Origin of the sequence: Kitasatospora sp. NPDC058048, assembly GCF_042885555.1 — a bacterium.
GTDB lineage: Bacteria > Actinomycetota > Actinomycetes > Streptomycetales > Streptomycetaceae > Kitasatospora > Kitasatospora lactacystinica.
Genome location: NZ_JBHVRT010000015.1, coordinates 184,274 through 200,021, shown reverse-complemented (window position 1 = coordinate 200,021; position 15,748 = coordinate 184,274). Strand labels below are relative to the sequence as shown.

The 15,748-nt window shown below is 76.5% G+C and carries 16 protein-coding genes; 7 read left to right on the top strand and 9 right to left on the bottom strand.

The annotated features are described in order from the left end of the window. Positions 1–506: 506 nt before the first annotated feature. Together ACFVVA_RS18455 and ACFVVA_RS18450 are read left to right on the top strand one after the other, a co-directional pair. Positions 507–1,271, top strand: a complete 765-nt coding sequence (locus ACFVVA_RS18455) for a TIGR04222 domain-containing membrane protein (protein ID WP_387690720.1) — start codon at positions 507–509, stop codon at positions 1,269–1,271. Positions 1,272–2,290: 1,019 nt separating this feature from the next. Further along, positions 2,291–2,623: a DUF6191 domain-containing protein gene (locus ACFVVA_RS18450; protein WP_387690719.1), complete on the top strand. Its 333-nt coding sequence runs from the start codon at positions 2,291–2,293 to the stop codon at positions 2,621–2,623. A 463-nt stretch (positions 2,624–3,086) separates the two neighbouring features. Here the strand turns inward: ACFVVA_RS18450 and ACFVVA_RS18445 are convergent, their stop codons facing one another. From ACFVVA_RS18445 to ACFVVA_RS18430, 4 genes are all read right to left on the bottom strand, one after another. Further along, positions 3,087–3,458: a DUF6193 family natural product biosynthesis protein gene (locus ACFVVA_RS18445; RefSeq protein WP_387690717.1), complete on the bottom strand. Its 372-nt coding sequence runs from the start codon at positions 3,456–3,458 to the stop codon at positions 3,087–3,089. A 222-nt stretch (positions 3,459–3,680) separates the two neighbouring features. Next, complete coding sequence (locus ACFVVA_RS18440; protein WP_387690715.1) at positions 3,681–4,409, bottom strand: SDR family oxidoreductase; 729 nt, start codon at positions 4,407–4,409, stop codon at positions 3,681–3,683. Between the two features lie 361 nt (positions 4,410–4,770). Then, the gene (gene tpx, locus ACFVVA_RS18435) at positions 4,771–5,271 is read right to left on the bottom strand and encodes a thiol peroxidase (protein ID WP_387690714.1); all 501 of its coding nucleotides are present in this window, start codon (positions 5,269–5,271) and stop codon (positions 4,771–4,773) included. Between the two features lie 163 nt (positions 5,272–5,434). Further along, on the bottom strand, positions 5,435–6,373 hold the full coding sequence (locus tag ACFVVA_RS18430; protein WP_387690712.1) for an oxidoreductase: 939 nt from the start codon (positions 6,371–6,373) through the stop codon (positions 5,435–5,437). Positions 6,374–6,455: 82 nt separating this feature from the next. Here ACFVVA_RS18430 and ACFVVA_RS18425 point away from each other — a divergent pair, with 82 nt between their 5' ends. Continuing rightward, entirely contained in the window at positions 6,456–7,160 is a 705-nt protein-coding gene (locus ACFVVA_RS18425) for a TetR family transcriptional regulator (RefSeq protein ID WP_387690711.1), read from the top strand. A 134-nt stretch (positions 7,161–7,294) separates the two neighbouring features. Then, positions 7,295–7,816 (top strand): hypothetical protein, encoded by a 522-nt coding sequence (locus ACFVVA_RS18420; RefSeq protein WP_387690709.1) that lies wholly within the window; start codon positions 7,295–7,297, stop codon positions 7,814–7,816. Positions 7,817–7,965: 149 nt separating this feature from the next. On the opposite strand, the gene ACFVVA_RS18415 is transcribed toward ACFVVA_RS18420, so the two are convergent. Further along, on the bottom strand, positions 7,966–8,328 hold the full coding sequence (locus ACFVVA_RS18415) for a hypothetical protein (protein WP_387690707.1): 363 nt from the start codon (positions 8,326–8,328) through the stop codon (positions 7,966–7,968). A 318-nt stretch (positions 8,329–8,646) separates the two neighbouring features. Here ACFVVA_RS18415 and ACFVVA_RS18410 point away from each other — a divergent pair, with 318 nt between their 5' ends. Further along, positions 8,647–8,964, top strand: coding sequence for an ArsR/SmtB family transcription factor (locus tag ACFVVA_RS18410; RefSeq protein ID WP_387690705.1), 318 nt, complete (start codon positions 8,647–8,649; stop codon positions 8,962–8,964). Between the two features lie 211 nt (positions 8,965–9,175). Beyond that, entirely contained in the window at positions 9,176–10,396 is a 1,221-nt protein-coding gene (locus tag ACFVVA_RS18405) for an MFS transporter (protein WP_387690703.1), read from the top strand. A 986-nt stretch (positions 10,397–11,382) separates the two neighbouring features. Here the strand turns inward: ACFVVA_RS18405 and ACFVVA_RS18400 are convergent. Next, entirely contained in the window at positions 11,383–11,736 is a 354-nt protein-coding gene (locus tag ACFVVA_RS18400; RefSeq protein WP_387690701.1) for a winged helix-turn-helix transcriptional regulator, read from the bottom strand. Between the two features lie 77 nt (positions 11,737–11,813). On the opposite strand from ACFVVA_RS18400, the gene ACFVVA_RS18395 reads away from it, so the two are divergent. Beyond that, positions 11,814–12,461, top strand: a complete 648-nt coding sequence (locus ACFVVA_RS18395; protein WP_387690699.1) for an NADPH-dependent F420 reductase — start codon at positions 11,814–11,816, stop codon at positions 12,459–12,461. A gap of 118 nt (positions 12,462–12,579) precedes the next feature. Here the strand turns inward: ACFVVA_RS18395 and ACFVVA_RS18390 are convergent, their stop codons facing one another. From ACFVVA_RS18390 to ACFVVA_RS18380, 3 genes are all read right to left on the bottom strand, one after another. Continuing rightward, positions 12,580–13,548: a phosphotransferase family protein gene (locus tag ACFVVA_RS18390; protein ID WP_387690697.1), complete on the bottom strand. Its 969-nt coding sequence runs from the start codon at positions 13,546–13,548 to the stop codon at positions 12,580–12,582. 227 nt (positions 13,549–13,775) lie between these two features. After that, entirely contained in the window at positions 13,776–14,147 is a 372-nt protein-coding gene (locus ACFVVA_RS18385; protein ID WP_359911921.1) for a helix-turn-helix transcriptional regulator, read from the bottom strand. Positions 14,148–14,640: 493 nt separating this feature from the next. After that, positions 14,641–15,513 (bottom strand): BTAD domain-containing putative transcriptional regulator, encoded by an 873-nt coding sequence (locus ACFVVA_RS18380; protein WP_387690744.1) that lies wholly within the window; start codon positions 15,511–15,513, stop codon positions 14,641–14,643. Between the last annotated feature and the right edge of the window lie 235 nt (positions 15,514–15,748).

Here is a 15,748-nt window from a genome sequence, read left to right as displayed (position 1 = left end):
CACTGGAACACCGCCTACACCGCCGCCCTGGACGCCCTCGCCGACGGCACCCCCCGCGCCCTGGCCGAACGCCTCGCCACCGCCCCCCCCCCCCCCCCCCCCCCCCCCCCCCCCCCCCCCCCCCCCCCCCCCCCCCCCCCCCCCCCCCCCCCCCCCCCCCCCCCCCCCCCCCCCCCCCCCCGGCCCCCCCCCCCCGCGGGGGGCGGCCCCCCACGCCCGTGTCCGGGGCGGCCGGCTCCGTACCGGCCCGCTCGTAGCGGTCCGCTCGTACCGGCGCGCTCGTGCCGGCGCGGTCCGCCGACCGTGAGGAGCGCGGCTCCCACGGTCGGCGGCCGCTGAGGTTTTTGTCGCGTGGTCGGTGGTGGCGGACGGTGGTCCCTGCGATCTGCCGGTGGCCTGCGGCGGACGCAGGGCCGGGGCCCGACTGCCGAGCGGTGGTCATCGGGCCGTGTCATTCTTCCGGGGGCAGGCCGGGGAGGGCCTGCCGTCCGTTGACGGGGGGCGTGATGGGATCGATCGGTCTCGTGTGGGTGGTGGCCGGGCTCGTCGGTGCGGGGTTGTTGCGGTGGCTGCCCGCCGGGGGGCGGGCGGACGGTCTGGCGGCGGCCGGTGTCGCGGCGGTGCGGGGCGGTTCGAAGGCCGCGCTGACGGTGGCCGTGGTGGAACTCCACCTCGCGGGGGCGGTCGATGTCGGCCGGCGTGGCCTGCTGCGGCGGGTGGTGCATTCCGGCCCCGGACGTGACGCGACGTCCCTGCACCGGGCCGTGTGGGCGGCGTTGGGCCGGGAGCTGTCGTTGGCCGACGCCGCCGCCGCTCCGGCTGTGCGGCGGGCCCGGGAGCAGGTGCGCGCCGAACTGGCCGGGCGTGGCCTGCGGTGCGGCCGGGCCAGGCTGACCGCGGCCGCCCTGCCGGCCCTTGCGGCAGGCGGTGCGGCGGTGGCCGTCGCGGCGCGGGGAGCCCTCTGGACGGGTCTGCCCCTGGCCGTGCTCTCACTCACCGTCCTGTGCGCCCCGGCACGGACGCCGGCCGGGTACCGGCTGTTGCGCGAGATGCGCCGCCTGCATCCCCTTCCCGCTGCCGCCCCGGCCGGGCCGGGGCACACCGGGCTCCTTGTCGCGTTGCACGGACGCCGGGCGCTGCGTGTGCTGGTGCCGGAGTTCGCCGCCCGCGCCGGCATGCTCGGTGGCCGTGCCACCAGGGAGAGCGTCGCCCGATCCGAGGGCGACTCGCACGGCTCCAGCGCCCATTCCGGTAGCGGCGACGGAATCTGAGAGGCCGCCGCCGAAGCTCTCCGGGCGCATCCAGCGGGGTGAGTGAGTGACGGACCGGTGCCGGCCGGGCCCGGGCCGCTTCGGGGCTCGTGTTCGGGTCGGCGGGGCCGGGGCCGGGGGCCCGTCCGCAAGGCCTGCTCCGAAGGCCTCACGCCCTCCTTCGGTCCCGTCGGGTGCTGTGCCCGGGGGGATCCCGAGGGGGCGTACCCGTGCCCGCCGTGTCCCGTCCGGCTCGTGCGCGGTCTCGCCGGTCGGGCCGGGTCCCGGCCGTGGCCGGGGCCGCAGCGGTGCGGTGCCCGTCCCGTGCCGGGGCCGACCTGTGGGTGGTGCCGGTGCCTGCGCGGTACCGGTGCCGGTGCCGCGGGAGCCGTCCCGACAGGGCGTCGTCCCCTCCCCTCGGGGTCCGACGGGGCCTGTGGGGCCCGGCCGTTCGGAATGTCCTTCCGTCCTTCCGTCCTGTCGGACTCCGACGTCGCAGAGCAGAGCAGAGCAGGGCGCGGTGGGGTGCGGGGGGTGCGGGGGGTGCGGGCATGAGCGGGGTCCTGCTGTCGGCGCGGCGGGCGTGGCCCGGCTCCTGTCCGGCGGTGGCGTTCCTGGTCACCGCTCGCTTCGGTCGAGGCCCTCTGTCCACGCGTGGTGCGTGCCGCCCGCGATCTGCGTGCGGTGCGCCGGGGCCTGCTGCGGGCTGCGTGTGGCGCGGGCGTGGCATCCGGTGCACGGGCCCGGACAAGCGCGAGCGGATCGCCGACCGCGAGAAGCGCGGCTCCCGCGGTGGCCGGCCGCCGGAGTTCGACGAGGACGTCCGCGAGCAGTGCCGCGTGGTGGAGCGCGGGAGCGACCGGCTGAAGCGAAACCGCGCGACGGCCGCACGGTGCGACAGGCTCGCTGTCCGCTGCGAAACGACGGTGCCGGTCGCCGCGATCGGCGAATGGCCCTGACCGGCGCCGCTCCGACGGGCGCCGTCCTGACGGGCGGCACCGGCCGGGAACGGATGTGTCGCCTTCGCGCGTTGGGCCGCCATGGTGATGACGGCGGGTCTGCTTTTCATGGCAGTGCTGGTGATCGTGCCCTTCACACTGGCCTCGATCCGGCATCTCGTGGTGCGATCCGGCCGTCCGGGATGGCTGTGCCGCCGCCTGACCACGCGGCCGCGAAGCGGCGGGCTCGGCCTCGGCGCCACCGCGACCGAGGAGTTGCACGCCTTCTTCAACGCCAACAAGCGCGTGCAGATCGAGCAGCGGCGCACTCAACTGGTCGTGCGGGACGACGACCACGCCGGTGCCCCGCCGCGCACGGGTGTCGACCTGGCCGGCGGCACCGCCGTCGTCCGACAGCGGGAGAGGACGGCGTGACAGGGGGCGGCGAGCAGCGGCACGTGGTCACGACCGGGCGCTGCGCGCCGCGGTGAACGTGTTCGTGGACGCGGTGAGCCTGCACGACGACATCGTGTCCTGCGACCGCGGGGTCGGGGAGGGCACGGTCGGGAACAACGCCGTGGAGGTGACCGGTGTGGCCCTCGGGATCGACCGGTGCGCCGCTGCGGGCGTCGTCAACGCCCCGCTGACCGCGCGGAGTTCGTGCTTTGCCCGCAGGAGGCCCTGGCCGGCCGGCTCGTGCCGCTGGCCCTGGCCGGCCGGCCGCTTCGACCGGCCGGCCCCCGCGACGCTCGTGACGCCCGGGATCCCCGTGACGGCCCTGGCTCATTTGACGCCGGGCCCGTCCGGTGCGCGGTCGCACCCCCGCCGCCCCCGGGACCGGTCCCTCCTGAGCCCCTGAGCCCCCGGGCGCTCGGGCGCTCGGGCCGGTGGGCGGGGTTCAGGAGGAGGAGGCGGCCAGTTCCGCGAGCCTGGCCAGTGCCTCCTCGGCGCTGGCGGTTTCGAGTTCCACCGTGGGCGGCCGGTCGGGCGAGGCCTGGGTGTGGACGAGGTAGTGGCCTTCGGGGACGAGGGCGATGGCGTGGGCCAGGACCTCGCCGTCGCCGAGCCACCAGCGGGGCCCTGTGCTGAAGCGCAGCGACGCATGGCTGGTGAAGGGGTAGTAGCGGCTCAGCGGGGTGTTTCTCGCGGCGAGGACCAGGTCCTCGAGGATGGGCGGGATCCAGGACCGGCCGGGAACGCGGCAGTACTCGTCCTGGTCCGCCGCGGCCCGGAGCTGGAAGTCCCATGCCTGGCTCAGAGGATCGCTCATGCGCCGATTGTGTCGTGGCGGTCCGGCTTCCCGGAAGGGGGTGCCGGGGCGGCCCGGCCGCGCGTGCGGGCCGGTGCGGGGCGCGAACGCGCGGCAGGCACGGCGGCGTTCGGCCGAACGCCGCCACCACCCGGACCGTCCCGACGCGGCCGGCACCGCCCGCGCCTCCCGCTGCTGCGCCCGGCGCCCGGCGCCCGGCGCTCGGGGGCCGGGGGCCGGGGGTTACAGCTGCTCGAAGTGGAAGGAGCGGATGAAGCAGTCGCGGGGCTGGCCGATCGCGAACAGGATGCAGTCGAGGACGGACCGGGCGCTCAGCGGGTCGTGTGCGGTGCGGGGGGCGTGGTCCCAGTCGGGGTGGAGGGGGTCGCCGTCCGTGAAGTCCGGCGGGTAGAGCGAGATGACCCGGATGCCCTCGGGGCGCAGCCGGTGGGACAGGACGTCGGCGAAGCCGGCCTGGGCGGCCTTGGCGGCGTAGAACGCGGGGTGGGCCTCGGAGCGGTGGTCGCGGGTCTCGGCGGCGGAGGAGACCAGGTTGACGACGTCGGCGCCCGGGGAGGCGCGCAGCAGGGGCAGGAAGTGCTTGACGGTCAGCAGGGTGCCGGTGGCGGCGGAGGCGACGGTGTCGGTGATCGCCTCGTCGTCGGCGTCCCACAGGTCGGGGCCGTGCAGGTAGCGGGCGCCGTTGTTGACGAGCACGTCCACCCGGTCGGTGCGGGCGGCGACGGCCTGGGCGAAGTCCCGTACGGTGGCCGGGTCGGCGAGGTCGCAGGCGAACGCGTCCACGTGTGCGCCGCTGTCGGCCGTCACCTCGCGGGCGGTGCCGTGGGCTGCGGCCGCGGTGCGGGCGGAGAGGAACAGGCGCGCGCCGCTGCGGCCGGCGTGCAGGGCCAGGGCCCTGCCGAAGCCGCGTCCGGCGCCGGTGACCACCACGTGCTTGCCGGTGAGATCCATGCGTGCTGCTCCTGCGGCCGGGTTGCACCGGTCGTGTCGGGGTGGGGTCGGCCGTGGCGTCGGCGCCGCCGGTCGCCTCCCCGGGCGCGGGCGCGGGCGGGGAGTGCGGGCCCGGCCGTGCCCGGGGCGGGGGTGCGTGCCGTCCGGGTGTCGCCGAGGACCGCTGCCGGTGCCGGGCAGGACGGCGGGAACGCGGCGGGAACGCGGGTGTGCGGGCGGGTGTGCGGCGGCCCGCCGCCGGCCCTGCCCGCCGCCTTCGGGGCGGGCGGGGCAGGGCGCGGGGCGGGCCGTCACGGACACCGACCGCGGACACGGTCCGCGGACCGCGGGGCGGCACCGGGGATGTGCGGTGCCGGGCGGGTCAGTTGAGGGCGGCGAGCGCGGCCTCGTAGTTCGGCTCGTCGGCGATCTCCGCGACCAGCTCGGTGTGCAGGACGGTGTCGTTCTCGTCCAGGACGACGACGGCGCGGGCGGTCAGGCCGGCCAGCGGGCCGTCGGCGATCGCCACGCCGTACACGTCGTGGAAGTCCCGCCCGCGCAGGGTGGAGAGGGTCTTGACGTTCTCCAGGCCCTCGGCGCCGCAGAACCGGGCCTGCGCGAACGGCAGGTCGGCCGACACGCACAGCACCACGGTGTTGTCCAGCGAACCGGCCTTGGCGTTGAACGTGCGCACCGAGGTCGCGCAGGTGGGGGTGTCGACGCTGGGGAAGATGTTCAGGACCTTGCGCCTGCCCGCGAAGTCCTTCAGGGACACGTCCGCGAGCCCCTCGCCGACCAGCGTGAACGCGGGCGCCTGGCTGCCGGCGGCGGGCAGCGCGCCACCGACCTGCACCGGGTTCCCCTTCAGCGTGACCTGAGCCATGAAAAGCCTCCTACCAGCGGTGTGTACGGGATGCAACGTCGCCGATCCTACTGCCCGCCCCGGCCGCCGCCAGGGGGCGGCCACCGACCGGCCACCGACCGGACACCCCGCCCGGTTCCGCACCCGTCCCCGCCCCGGCCCCGCACCCGGCGCGGGCGCGGGGTCAGGCGCCGTCGGTCCCGGGGACGGTGAAGGTCACCCCGGTCAGGTCCTGCGACACCTCCCACAGCCGCCGCCCCACCGCCTCGTCCCGCGCGCGGGGCGCCGGCGAGGTGAGCGCGGGCGTTCCGCGCAGTTCGCCGATGCCGCTCGGTCCGTACAGTTCCCCGCCGCGCACCTGCGGCGCGGTCGCCGCGTGCAGCTGGGCCAGCGCCCCGCGGGCGGGGGACTGCGCGAGCGGGCGCAGCAGGTGTCCGAACAGCAGCCGCACCCCGGCGACGGTGCCGGTGCGGGGCAGGGCGGTGGCGGCGTAGCCGGGGTGGGCGAGCACGCTGCGCACGGGGCTGCGGGCGGCGTTCAGGCGGCGGTGCAGTTCGAGGGCGAAGACGGCGTTGGCGAGTTTGGACTGGTTGTAGTGGCCCATGGGGGAGTAGGCGTGTTCGCCGTTCAGGTCGTCGAAGTCGATGCGGGCGCGGCGGTGGTTGGCGGAGGTGACGGTGACCACGCGGGGGTCGCGGCCGCGGGCGAGCAGGTCGATGAGGTGGGCGGTGAGGGCGAAGTGGCCGAGGTGGTTGACGGCGAGCTGGAGTTCGTGGCCGTGGGGGGTGAGGGTGCGCGGGGGTGCCATGACGCCGGCGTTGTTGACCAGGACGTCGGGGTGCACGCCGTCCTCGCGCAGGCGCCGGGCGAAGGCGCGCACGCTGTCGGGGTCGGCGAGGTCCAGGCGGCGTACGTCCAGGCGGGCGCCGCTGCGTTGCGTGTTCAGGTGGGCGGTGGCGCGGTGGCCCTTGGCCTCGTCGCGTACGGCGAGGACGACGTGGGCGCCGCGGCGGGCGAGGGCGGTGGTGGTGGCCAGGCCCAGGCCGCCGGCGGCGCCGGTGACGACGAACACCCGCCCGCTGAGGTCCGGGGCGGGGGCGGGGGTCCGGTTGCTCGGTGTCATACGGCTCACGCTGCCCTGCATGTCACCAAGTGTCAAGACTGACGTTCGATGACGTGAATGGCGTGGGGGCTAGGATGGGGCGGTGACCTCCCGACCCGCCGCCACCCTGGCCCAGCGCAAGCGCCAGCTCGTCGCCGACGAGCTGACCCGCGCGGCCCTGGACCTGCTGGCCGGCGGCGGGTTCGACGCCGTCACGGTGGACGAGATCGCCACCGCCGCGGGGGTGTCCAAGCGCACCTTCTTCCGCTACTTCGCGTCCAAGGAGGACGTGGTGGTCCAGTTCCTGGCCGCGCTCGGCGCCGCCATGCGCGAGGAACTGGCCGCCCGCCCGGCCCAGGAGACGCCCTCGGTCGCGCTGCGGCACGCGGTGTGGCGCTGCGTGGAGGACTGCGCCGGGCACGAGGAACGCGCCCGCAGGGTGGTGCGGCTGATCCTCACCACCCCCGCCCTGCTCGCCCGCTTCCTGGAACGCCAGGCGCAGTGGCGCGACGAGCTCGCCGCGCAGCTCGCCCGCCGCCTGGGCCTGGACGCCGCGCGCGAGCTGTACCCGCGGCTGGCCGCGGACATGGCGCTGGCGGCCTTCCACACCGTCCTGCAGCGCTGGAGCACCGCCGACGCCGACGCCGCCGGCAGTGGTGAGGGCGCCGACGACGGCGAGGGCGCGGGCGGGGACGGCGGCGGGGTGGACATCGCGGTGCTGACGGAGAACTGCTTCGCCGTCATCGCCCCGGCCCTGGACGCCGTCGTGCGCACCCCCGCCCCCGGCGGGGCCCGAGCCACGGCCTGAGCCCGCCACAGCCCGGGCCCGCCACGGCCCGGGCCCGCCACCCCGGCCCCGGGGGAGGGGCCGGGCGGGGCCCGGGGGACGGAGCGGGCGGGGAGGGAGGCGCGCAAGCGCGCGAACCCCCTACGATGCGGGGCATGGAGACCACGGCGGAACTCGTCCACCTGGAGCGGACACTGGTCGACTTCGGGGACTTCGGCTTCGAGGGGAACCGGCACGCCTTCCGGTGGGTCGACATCAAGCGCTTCGGGCTGGGCGGCACCGGGACGCACGACCGGGACGTACTGGCCGCACTGATCGCGCACCCGCAGTTCCGGGACACCTACGACGGGGCCGGGGCCCGGGACTGGCCGCGGCACGGGCAGTGGTGGGTGGAGCGGATCACGCCCGACAGCTACGCGCCCGTACCGGCGCAGGCGGCGGTCGACCTCCTCGAGACCTGGACGCTGCAGCACGGCCCGGTGCCGCCGGCGCTCCTCGCACGGCTGGAACGGGAGGTCCACGCCCCCGCCCGCCGGGCCCACGCCCGCTACCTGCTCGTGCACCCTCCCGAGGACGCCCGCCACGACTACGGCCCCGTCCACACCGACTTCCACGAACTCGTCCTCGTCGACCGCGCCACGGACACCGTCACCCTCCTGGTCGCCGCCGACGACTGACCCGCCCCGGACGGCCCCCCCGCGCCCGGCGCGCGTCGCCCGGAAAGGCGCTCACCCCGCGGCGTCCGCGGGGGGATCCGCGAACGCGACGGGGCGGGGGGCACCGGTCCGTCACCGCGAGGCTGCGGCCACCGGCCCGGCAGGCCCGGTCAGTTGAGGACCACGATGTCGGTGCGCATCGTCAGCGGGCTGTTCCAGCCGATACTGATCTTGAAGGTCACCACCCCGTTCCCGGGGGCGATGCTCGACACCTGGAAGGGCGCGGCACCGACGAACCGGTTCCCGTTGGAATCGGTCTCGGAAGCCGTGATGACCACCGTCGAGTCGATCCCGATCACGTTCCACGGGATCTGCAGGTTGAACGTCCCGTTGCCCGGGCCCCACATCACCCACCCCCGCCACACGGCACCGACGTTGCCACCGACGTCCGCGAGGCGCTGCTCCCCGCCGGCGGACTGCAGGTGGCCCGTGATCTGCGGGACCTGGGAGGCGGTGGGTTCGCTTGCGGCCATGACGGCTCTCCTCGCGCCGGGAGAGCCCCCCACGAGCCCTCCGGATACCCAGAGTGTCCGCTGCTGCGCACAGCGTCACAATCACTCGTGGGGGTGAAGCACCGGCGCGCCGCCGCACCACCCGCGCCGCCGTGGTCCGAGGTCGCACGCCACCCGGCGCGCACCCGCCCCGCCCGCCGGCCGGCCGGTCCCGCCCGCCGTCCCGGTCCGGCCGCCCCGCCGCCCGGCCCGGGGAGGCCCGCCTTGACACCTCAAGGTCGTATCCAGAATATTAGATACGTCCGGCGAGGGGCCGGGCGACGGGAAGGAGGGTGTGCGGTGGAGCTGGACCCGCTGGCCGTGCACAAGGCGCTCGCGAACCCGGCGCGCGCGGACTTCCTGCGCTGGCTCAAGACGCCCGAGCGCTACTTCGACGAGCCGTACTACCGCGAGCGCGGCGTCGGCTTCCACATCGGCGTGTGCGTCACCGACATCCAGGAACGCTCGGGGCTGGCCCAGTCGGTGGTCTCCGGCTACCTCCAGATCCTGCGCGAGGCCGGACTGCTGGTGTCCGAGCGCGTCGGCAAGTGGACCTTCTACCGGCGCAACGAGGAGACCATCGCCGCCTTCGCCGCCTACGTGCGCGACGAACTCTGACACCCGCGCACGGCGCACGCGCACAACACCCGCGCGTACACACCCGCACGCACACACATGCGCGCCCGTGCACATGCGGACGCGCGAACGTGCGGACGCGCGGACGTGCGCACCGCACCCCCCTCCGAGCGGGGGCGCCCGGTCGGCGCCCCCTTTTCTTCGGCCCTTACGCATCCAACTATCTAGATTTGTGTATCCATTGGAGGCTGTCGTGCACCGCACCGCTCCCGCCCGAAACGCCCTGGCCGTCCCGGTCCTGGCCCTGGGTGTGTTCGGCATCATCACCACCGAGATGGGCGTCGTCGGCGTCCTGCCCGCCCTGGCCGAACGCCTGCACGTGGCCCCCGCCACCGCCGGATGGCTCGTCGGCGCCTTCGCCCTCACCGTCGCCGCCACCGGCCCCGCCGGCGTCCTGCTCGCCTCGCGCCTGCGCCGAAAGACCGTGCTGGCCACGGCACTTGCCGTCTTCGCCGGCTCCAACGCGCTCTACGCGCTCAGCGACTCCTTCCCCCTCGTCCTCGCCCTGCGGATCCTGCCCGCCCTGTTCCACCCCGTCTTCTTCGCCCTCGCCCTCACCGCCGCCACCCGCCTCGCCGCGCCCGGAAAAGCCGCGCGCGCCGCCACCACCGTCTTCGCGGGCGTCAGCGCCGGCTTCGCGTTCGGCGTCCCCCTCACCTCCTACCTCGCCGACCACCTCTGCCTGCCCGCCGCGTTCTGGAGCGCCGCCGCCCTCAACCTGATCGCCTGCGCCGGCGTCCTCGCCTTCTTCCCCGACCTGCCCGACACCCAGCGCCCCACCTACGGCGGCCAGCTGGGCATCCTGCGCCGGGGCCGGCTGTGGCTGGCCGTCGCCGCCGTCACCCTGGTGTTCGCCGCGATGTTCAGCGGCTACGGCTACATCGCCGAATACCTCCAGAACGTCACCGGCCTCGACACCTCCCTCACCGGCCCCGCCCTGATGGCCTTCGGCGTCGTCATGACCGCCGGCAACCTCGTCTTCGGCCGCCTGCTGGAACGCTCCCCCCTGCGCACCGTCACCGCCTACCCGATCCTCTACCTCGCCCTCTACCTCCTCCTCGACGCCGCCGGCCCCCACCCCGCCCCCATGCTCGCCACCGTCCTGCTCTGGGGCGCCGTCCACTCCGGCGGCCTGGCCGTGACCCAGGCCTGGCTCGCCCGCGACGCCACCGACGCCCCCGAGTTCGGCAACAGCCTCTTCATCTCCTTCTCCAACCTCGGCATCACCCTGGGCACCACCCTCGGCGGAGCCGTCGTCACCACCGCCGGCCCCCGCCACCTGCCCCTGGCCGGCGCCGCCCTCGCCGCGGCCGCCCTCACCGCCGTCCTCCTGCGCCGCCGCCTCGACCCCGGCCAGGACCGCCAGGACCCCTCGGAGCGGCCGGAGCGGGCGCACCCCGCCCCGACCCCCTGACCCGCACCCGCACCGGCCCCGCCCCGAGAAGCACCGGCCACAGCCCCTGACCTGCCGTCAGCCCCGGCCCCGGCCGGCCCCCGGAGACCACCGGCCACGCGCCGCGCCCCGCCGATCCCGTGCGGGGCGCGGCGCGGCGCGTGCGCCTCCCGGTGCGCCACCCCCGGAGGGCGGCGCGGGGCTGCGGGTCCAGGGGATACCGCGCCCGTATCGGGCAGGTGTTCCGAGGGCCGGTCGGGCGGTGGGATCGGGAACCACTGGTTCGGACGCCGGGATCGGGAGCCACCCCGGGTACGGGTGCGGCACGCCGCGTTCGGAGGACGGCGATCAACTGCTCCGGTCGGCCGCTGTCGGGCCGTGGTCCTTGACCACGGTGATGTCAGGAGGCCGGGGTGGCTCGGCCGCGCGAGTTGCTGTTCGAGAGGATCCGGCGGGATCGCCGTGCCGATCCGTCGGTCCCGGGCCGGCAGCCGGCCCTGCGGTAGCGGGTGAGCCGGAACACGGGCCAGGTCTCCGGTGACCTGTCCGACGGCGTCGTTCCGCCGGCGTTGGGGCTCGACCGCGCACTCGAAGATCTCCCGGAATGTCGGGAAGAACGCCCGGTCGCCGTTGCCGACCCAGAAGAACCGCCCGGGACCGGCCCCGGGCGGGATCATGAAGATCCCCACCGATCCGTCGTCGTTCACCGAGACCGGAGCCGGCGGCACGTCCCGCGCGAGCCCGCAGTCCGCGCAGATCTCGCCCTGGAGCAGGTCGCGATATTCCTGTCCGGCCTCCGGTGGTGTTCCCTCGATCCAGTCCCGCCGGCCGAACACCGGCATGAACCGCCGAACTGCGGCGGCGCACGGTTCAGGACCGGCCCCCGGGGGAGGCGGCCCTGCGTACCGTCGCGGACCAACGGGGTGGATCACCTTCTCCGCGCCGCCCGGCCCGGTCTCCCTGTGCCGCGCCCCCGGGGCGTCCGTGCGGGGGCGGTCGGGGGGTGGTCAGCCGGTGGCTCGGGTGCGGGCGGTGGTGACGGCGTCGCCGTGGTCGGCGGCCCAGGCGCCGAGGGCGGTGAGGGGGTCGAGCAGGGTGCGGCCCAGGGGTGTGAGGGCGTAGTCGACGTGCGGGGGCGTGCCGGGGCGGGGGAGGCGTTCGACGAGGCCGGCGTCGCGCAGGCGGTGCAGGCACTGGTTGAGGACCTTGGGGCTGATCCCGCCGATGCGCCGCACCAGTTGGTGCGGGCGCACGGGGCCGTGGCGCAGCGCCCACAGGACGACCGGGTCCCAGGTGTGGGCGAGCAGGTCGAAGGCGAGGCGGGCGGGGCAGTCGGCGAGAAGGTCCTGGTGGTCGCTCATGTACCGGATGGTGCCCGATCCGGCGCCTACTGTCGTGGCGAGGCCGTACGGGCCGCAGGGGACAGGGGAGTTGTGGCATGAGGATCGGGATCGTCGGTACCGGGGCGATGGCGCGGGCGCTGGGCGGCGCGTGGGTGCGGGCCGGGCACGAGGTGCTGGTGGGCGGGCGCGACGAGGGCCGGGCGGCCGGTGCGGCGGGGGACGCGGGCGGTGCCCGGTGGGGCGGGGTCGGGCAGGCGGTGGCGCACGGGCGGGACGCGGTGCTGCTGGCCGTCCCGCACCGGGCCGCGCCCGCCGTGGCCGGCGCGCACGCGCTCGCGCTGGCGGGGCGCACCGTGGTGGACTGCTCCAACCCGGTGGGCGAGGGCTTCGCCCTGACCACCGGACGGGGGCCCTCGGCGGCCGAGCGGATCGCGGCCGCCGCCCCCGGGGCGCGGGTGGTCAAGGCGTTCAACCTCTGCCACGCGAGCGTGTGGGACCTGCGCCCGCCGGTCTTCGACGGGCGGGCGCTGGCGGTGCCATTGTGCGGGGACGACGAGGGGGCGCTGGCCATTGTTGCGGCCCTGGTCCGGGACACGGGCTGCGAGCCGCTGACGGCCGGGCCGCTGGAGCGCGCCCACCTGCTGGAGGCGACGGCGGCGCTGCTGATCGGCCTGTGGGTGGGCCAGGGCGCCGACGCCCAGGCCATCGCCCCGCCGCTCGCCCACGCCGGCCCCCACGCCTGACCGCCCCGCCCACGCCCGACCGCCGCCCGCGCCTGCGGCCCCCGCACCCGCCCGAACCGCCCGGGGCCCGAACCCGCTGCGGCCCGAACCGCCCGGGGCCCGAACCGCCCGGGCCCCCTCAGGCGTAGCGGTCGAACAGGCCCTGCAGGTAGTCCTCCAGGCGCCCGGTCAGCACGGCGGGTGTCAGGTCGGTGCGGCCCAGTTCCCGCCAGGGCTCGGCGACCTTCTGCGCGTCGGGGGCGAAGGCGAGGGCGTCCAGCAGCCGCCAGTACAGGTGCGCGCGGCCCTCGGCGAGTTCGCGGCCGCCGGCGGCGGTGTAGCGGTCGGCGAAGGCCAGGCCCGCCCCGGGGCCGTGCAGCAGGGCCAGGGCGGTGGCGCAGTGGGCGACGTCCAGGTCGGCCGGGCCCCAGGAGGTCTCCACCCAGTCGACGACCCCGGCGACCGCGAGGCCGGTGCCCGTGCCGGTGAACAGCACGTTGCCGGGGTGGAAGTCGCGGTGCAGGAAGCAGGCGCGGTGCGCGGGCACCTCGCCGCCGATCACCTCCACCGCCCGCTCCCACAGGCCGGTACGGGCGGTGTGCGCGGGCACGGCGACCCGGTCGGGGGCCGTCCACGCCTGCCAGGCGCGCGGCCGCTCCCGCTCGCCGACCGCCAGGGCGTGCACGGCGGCCAGCTGGGCCGCCAGCAGGTCGGCGCGGGCGGGCGCGTCACCGTCCTCGGCCAGGCGCACGCTGCCGGGCAGGTGGGTCATCACCAGCGACGGGTGCTCGCACACCGCCCCCGCCGCGTCCACCGCGACCAGCCGCGCCGCCGGGACACCGCTGCCCTCCAGCAGGCGCAGCACGGCGGCCTCGCGGGCCAGCAGCCCCGGGGCGTGGCGGCGGTAGAACGGCTTGACGAAGGAGCGCAGCACCAGCGCGTACGGGTCCGCGCCGCCGGGGCGTTCGACGTCCAGGCGGCGCATCCGCGAGGTCCAGCCGCCCTTGAGCGCGGTCACCGCGGTGACGCGTTCACCGGGCCCGAGGTGCCCCTGGACCCACCGGCGCGTGCCGTCCCGTCCCCCGCCGGGGACGTCGCTGTCGATCATGGGCGGCAAGCCTACGCCCCGCCCCCGCCCGCCCCGCCCCCGCGGGGTGCCGGAGCCGGCCGACGCACGCCCGACCCCCGTGCGGCCGGGGCCCCGACCCCCTTGCTCCGGGGCCTGTCGAAGTTCGACGGGAGGCACACGCCCGGAGGCGGGGCCCGGCGGCCCGCGACGACGAACGCCCGCGCCGCGCCCGCGCGTTCGTCACCACCGGCCCGGCCGGCCCGCCCTCACACCCCCGGCCCCGCGCACACCCCGCCGCCCTGCCCGGCCTCCGCGTCCGCGGCCGCCACCACCGCCGCCAGCAGCCCCGGGAACCGCCGCTCCAGCTCCTCGCTGCGCAGCGCGTTCATCTTGGTGGTGCCCACGTAGTACTGGCGCAGCAGCCCCGCCTCGCGCAGCACACCGAAGTGGTGGCTGGAGGTCGAACGCCCCACCGGCAGGTCGAAGGAACCGCAGCTCAGATCGGCTCCCGAGTGCGCGAGCGTGCGCACCACCGTCCTGCGGGCCGGATCAGCGAGCGCCTCCAGCACCTGCTGGACGCTCACGTCCTCCACACCAGGGTGCACGATCACCCGCGCCGCCACGCGTGCCCGTCCCACACCCACCACCCCTTCCCAACACTCGACCCCCGTCCGTTCGATGGCCAAAGACCGCGCCGTGTGCGCGACTTCACGTACACGACGCTACTATGCCCGACCCGGCCGCCACGCTCACCGCAACAGCCGCGCAACACGCCCCCGGGCCGGGCGGCCCGGCGCCGCGACCGCGCAACGGCCGCCGCGCCGCCCGGACACGGCGCCGGCACGACAGGCACCGGCGACGGGCATCGCCGCAGGCCCCGCGCCCCCGGGACACCGGCGGGACACCGGCGGGCCGCGACCGGGCGCGACCGGGCGGCACACGCGCGCGCCCCGCCGGACGGGGGGACCGGCGGGGCGGCGGAACACGGCGGACACGGCGCACGGGCCGGGCGCGCCGGCCGGGCCGGACGGCGCCGGGCACCGGGCGGCGGGCGGCGGGTGGCGGGTGGCGGGCGGCGGGTGGCGGGTGGCGGCGGAGGGAAGAAGAGGGGAGGGGAGGGGCGGGCGGGCCTCAGGCGGCCCGCACCGGCGCGGGCGCCGGACGGGCCAGGCGGGCCAGCGCCAGCGGCTCGAAGATCCCCATCAGCACCGGGTCCACCGCCCGCACCGCCGCCGGAGCGGGCGCCGCGGGGGCCGGGGTGCGCAGCAGCGCGAGGTAGAGCTCCTGGGTCTCGGCGGCCGGGTCGATGCCCAACTCCTCCGCCAGCACCTGACGCAACTGCTGGTAGCAGCGCAGCGCCTCGGCCCGGTTCCCGGCGGCGGCCAGCGCCTCCATCCGGCAGCGGTAGGCGCTCTCGCGGAACGGGGCCCGGCGCACCGCCTCGTCGGCCCAGCGCAGCGCGTGGTGCTCCTCACCGAGCGCGGAGGCCGCCAGACTCGCCGTCTCCAGCGCACCGATGCGCAACTCCTCCACGTGCTCGCGCACCCCCTGCGCCCACTCGCCCTCGTGATCGGGCAAGAACGCCCCGCGCAGGTTCGACAGCGCCCCCGCGGCCAGCTGCTGGGCCACCGCGTGGCCGCCCGCCGCCAGCGCCTCCCCGGCCTCGCCCACCGCCGAGGCCGCCGCCTCCAGGTCCACGGCCGCGTCCGCGGGCAACCGCAGCACGTACCGCCCGCCCTGGGCGATCAACGGGGTCGCACCCGGGCCCTGACCCGGCGCGGTGACGAAGGCCCGCACCCGGGAGACCACGCTGCGCAGCGCGGAGGCCCAGGTGTCGGGCAGGCCGTCGGGCCAGATGGTGTCGGCCAGCTGGTCGCGGCTGGTACCGCTGGAACGCTCCAGCACCAGGCGGGCGAACGCCACCTGGGCCTGGGCGCTGGACAGGTGCTGCGGGGCGCCGTCCTGGTGCTCGACGGCCACCAGACCGGTGAGGCGGATCAGCATGCGCACGCCCCCGATCTGCCGGACGGACCGTCTTCCCTGAAGCCTTTCGACACGAGCTCCAACCCCCTTGAGTCAAAGCAGAAGTGACGGCCCGTATCGGCCGTCGGCGCGGGAAATCGCGGATCGGAACAATAAACCGCCGACCAGCCGTTCGGTTTCAGCGGATTTCGACCATACATTCGCCGCATCGCGCGGTGTCAACACCGGCCGGGAAAACATACCCACCGGCCGGTCA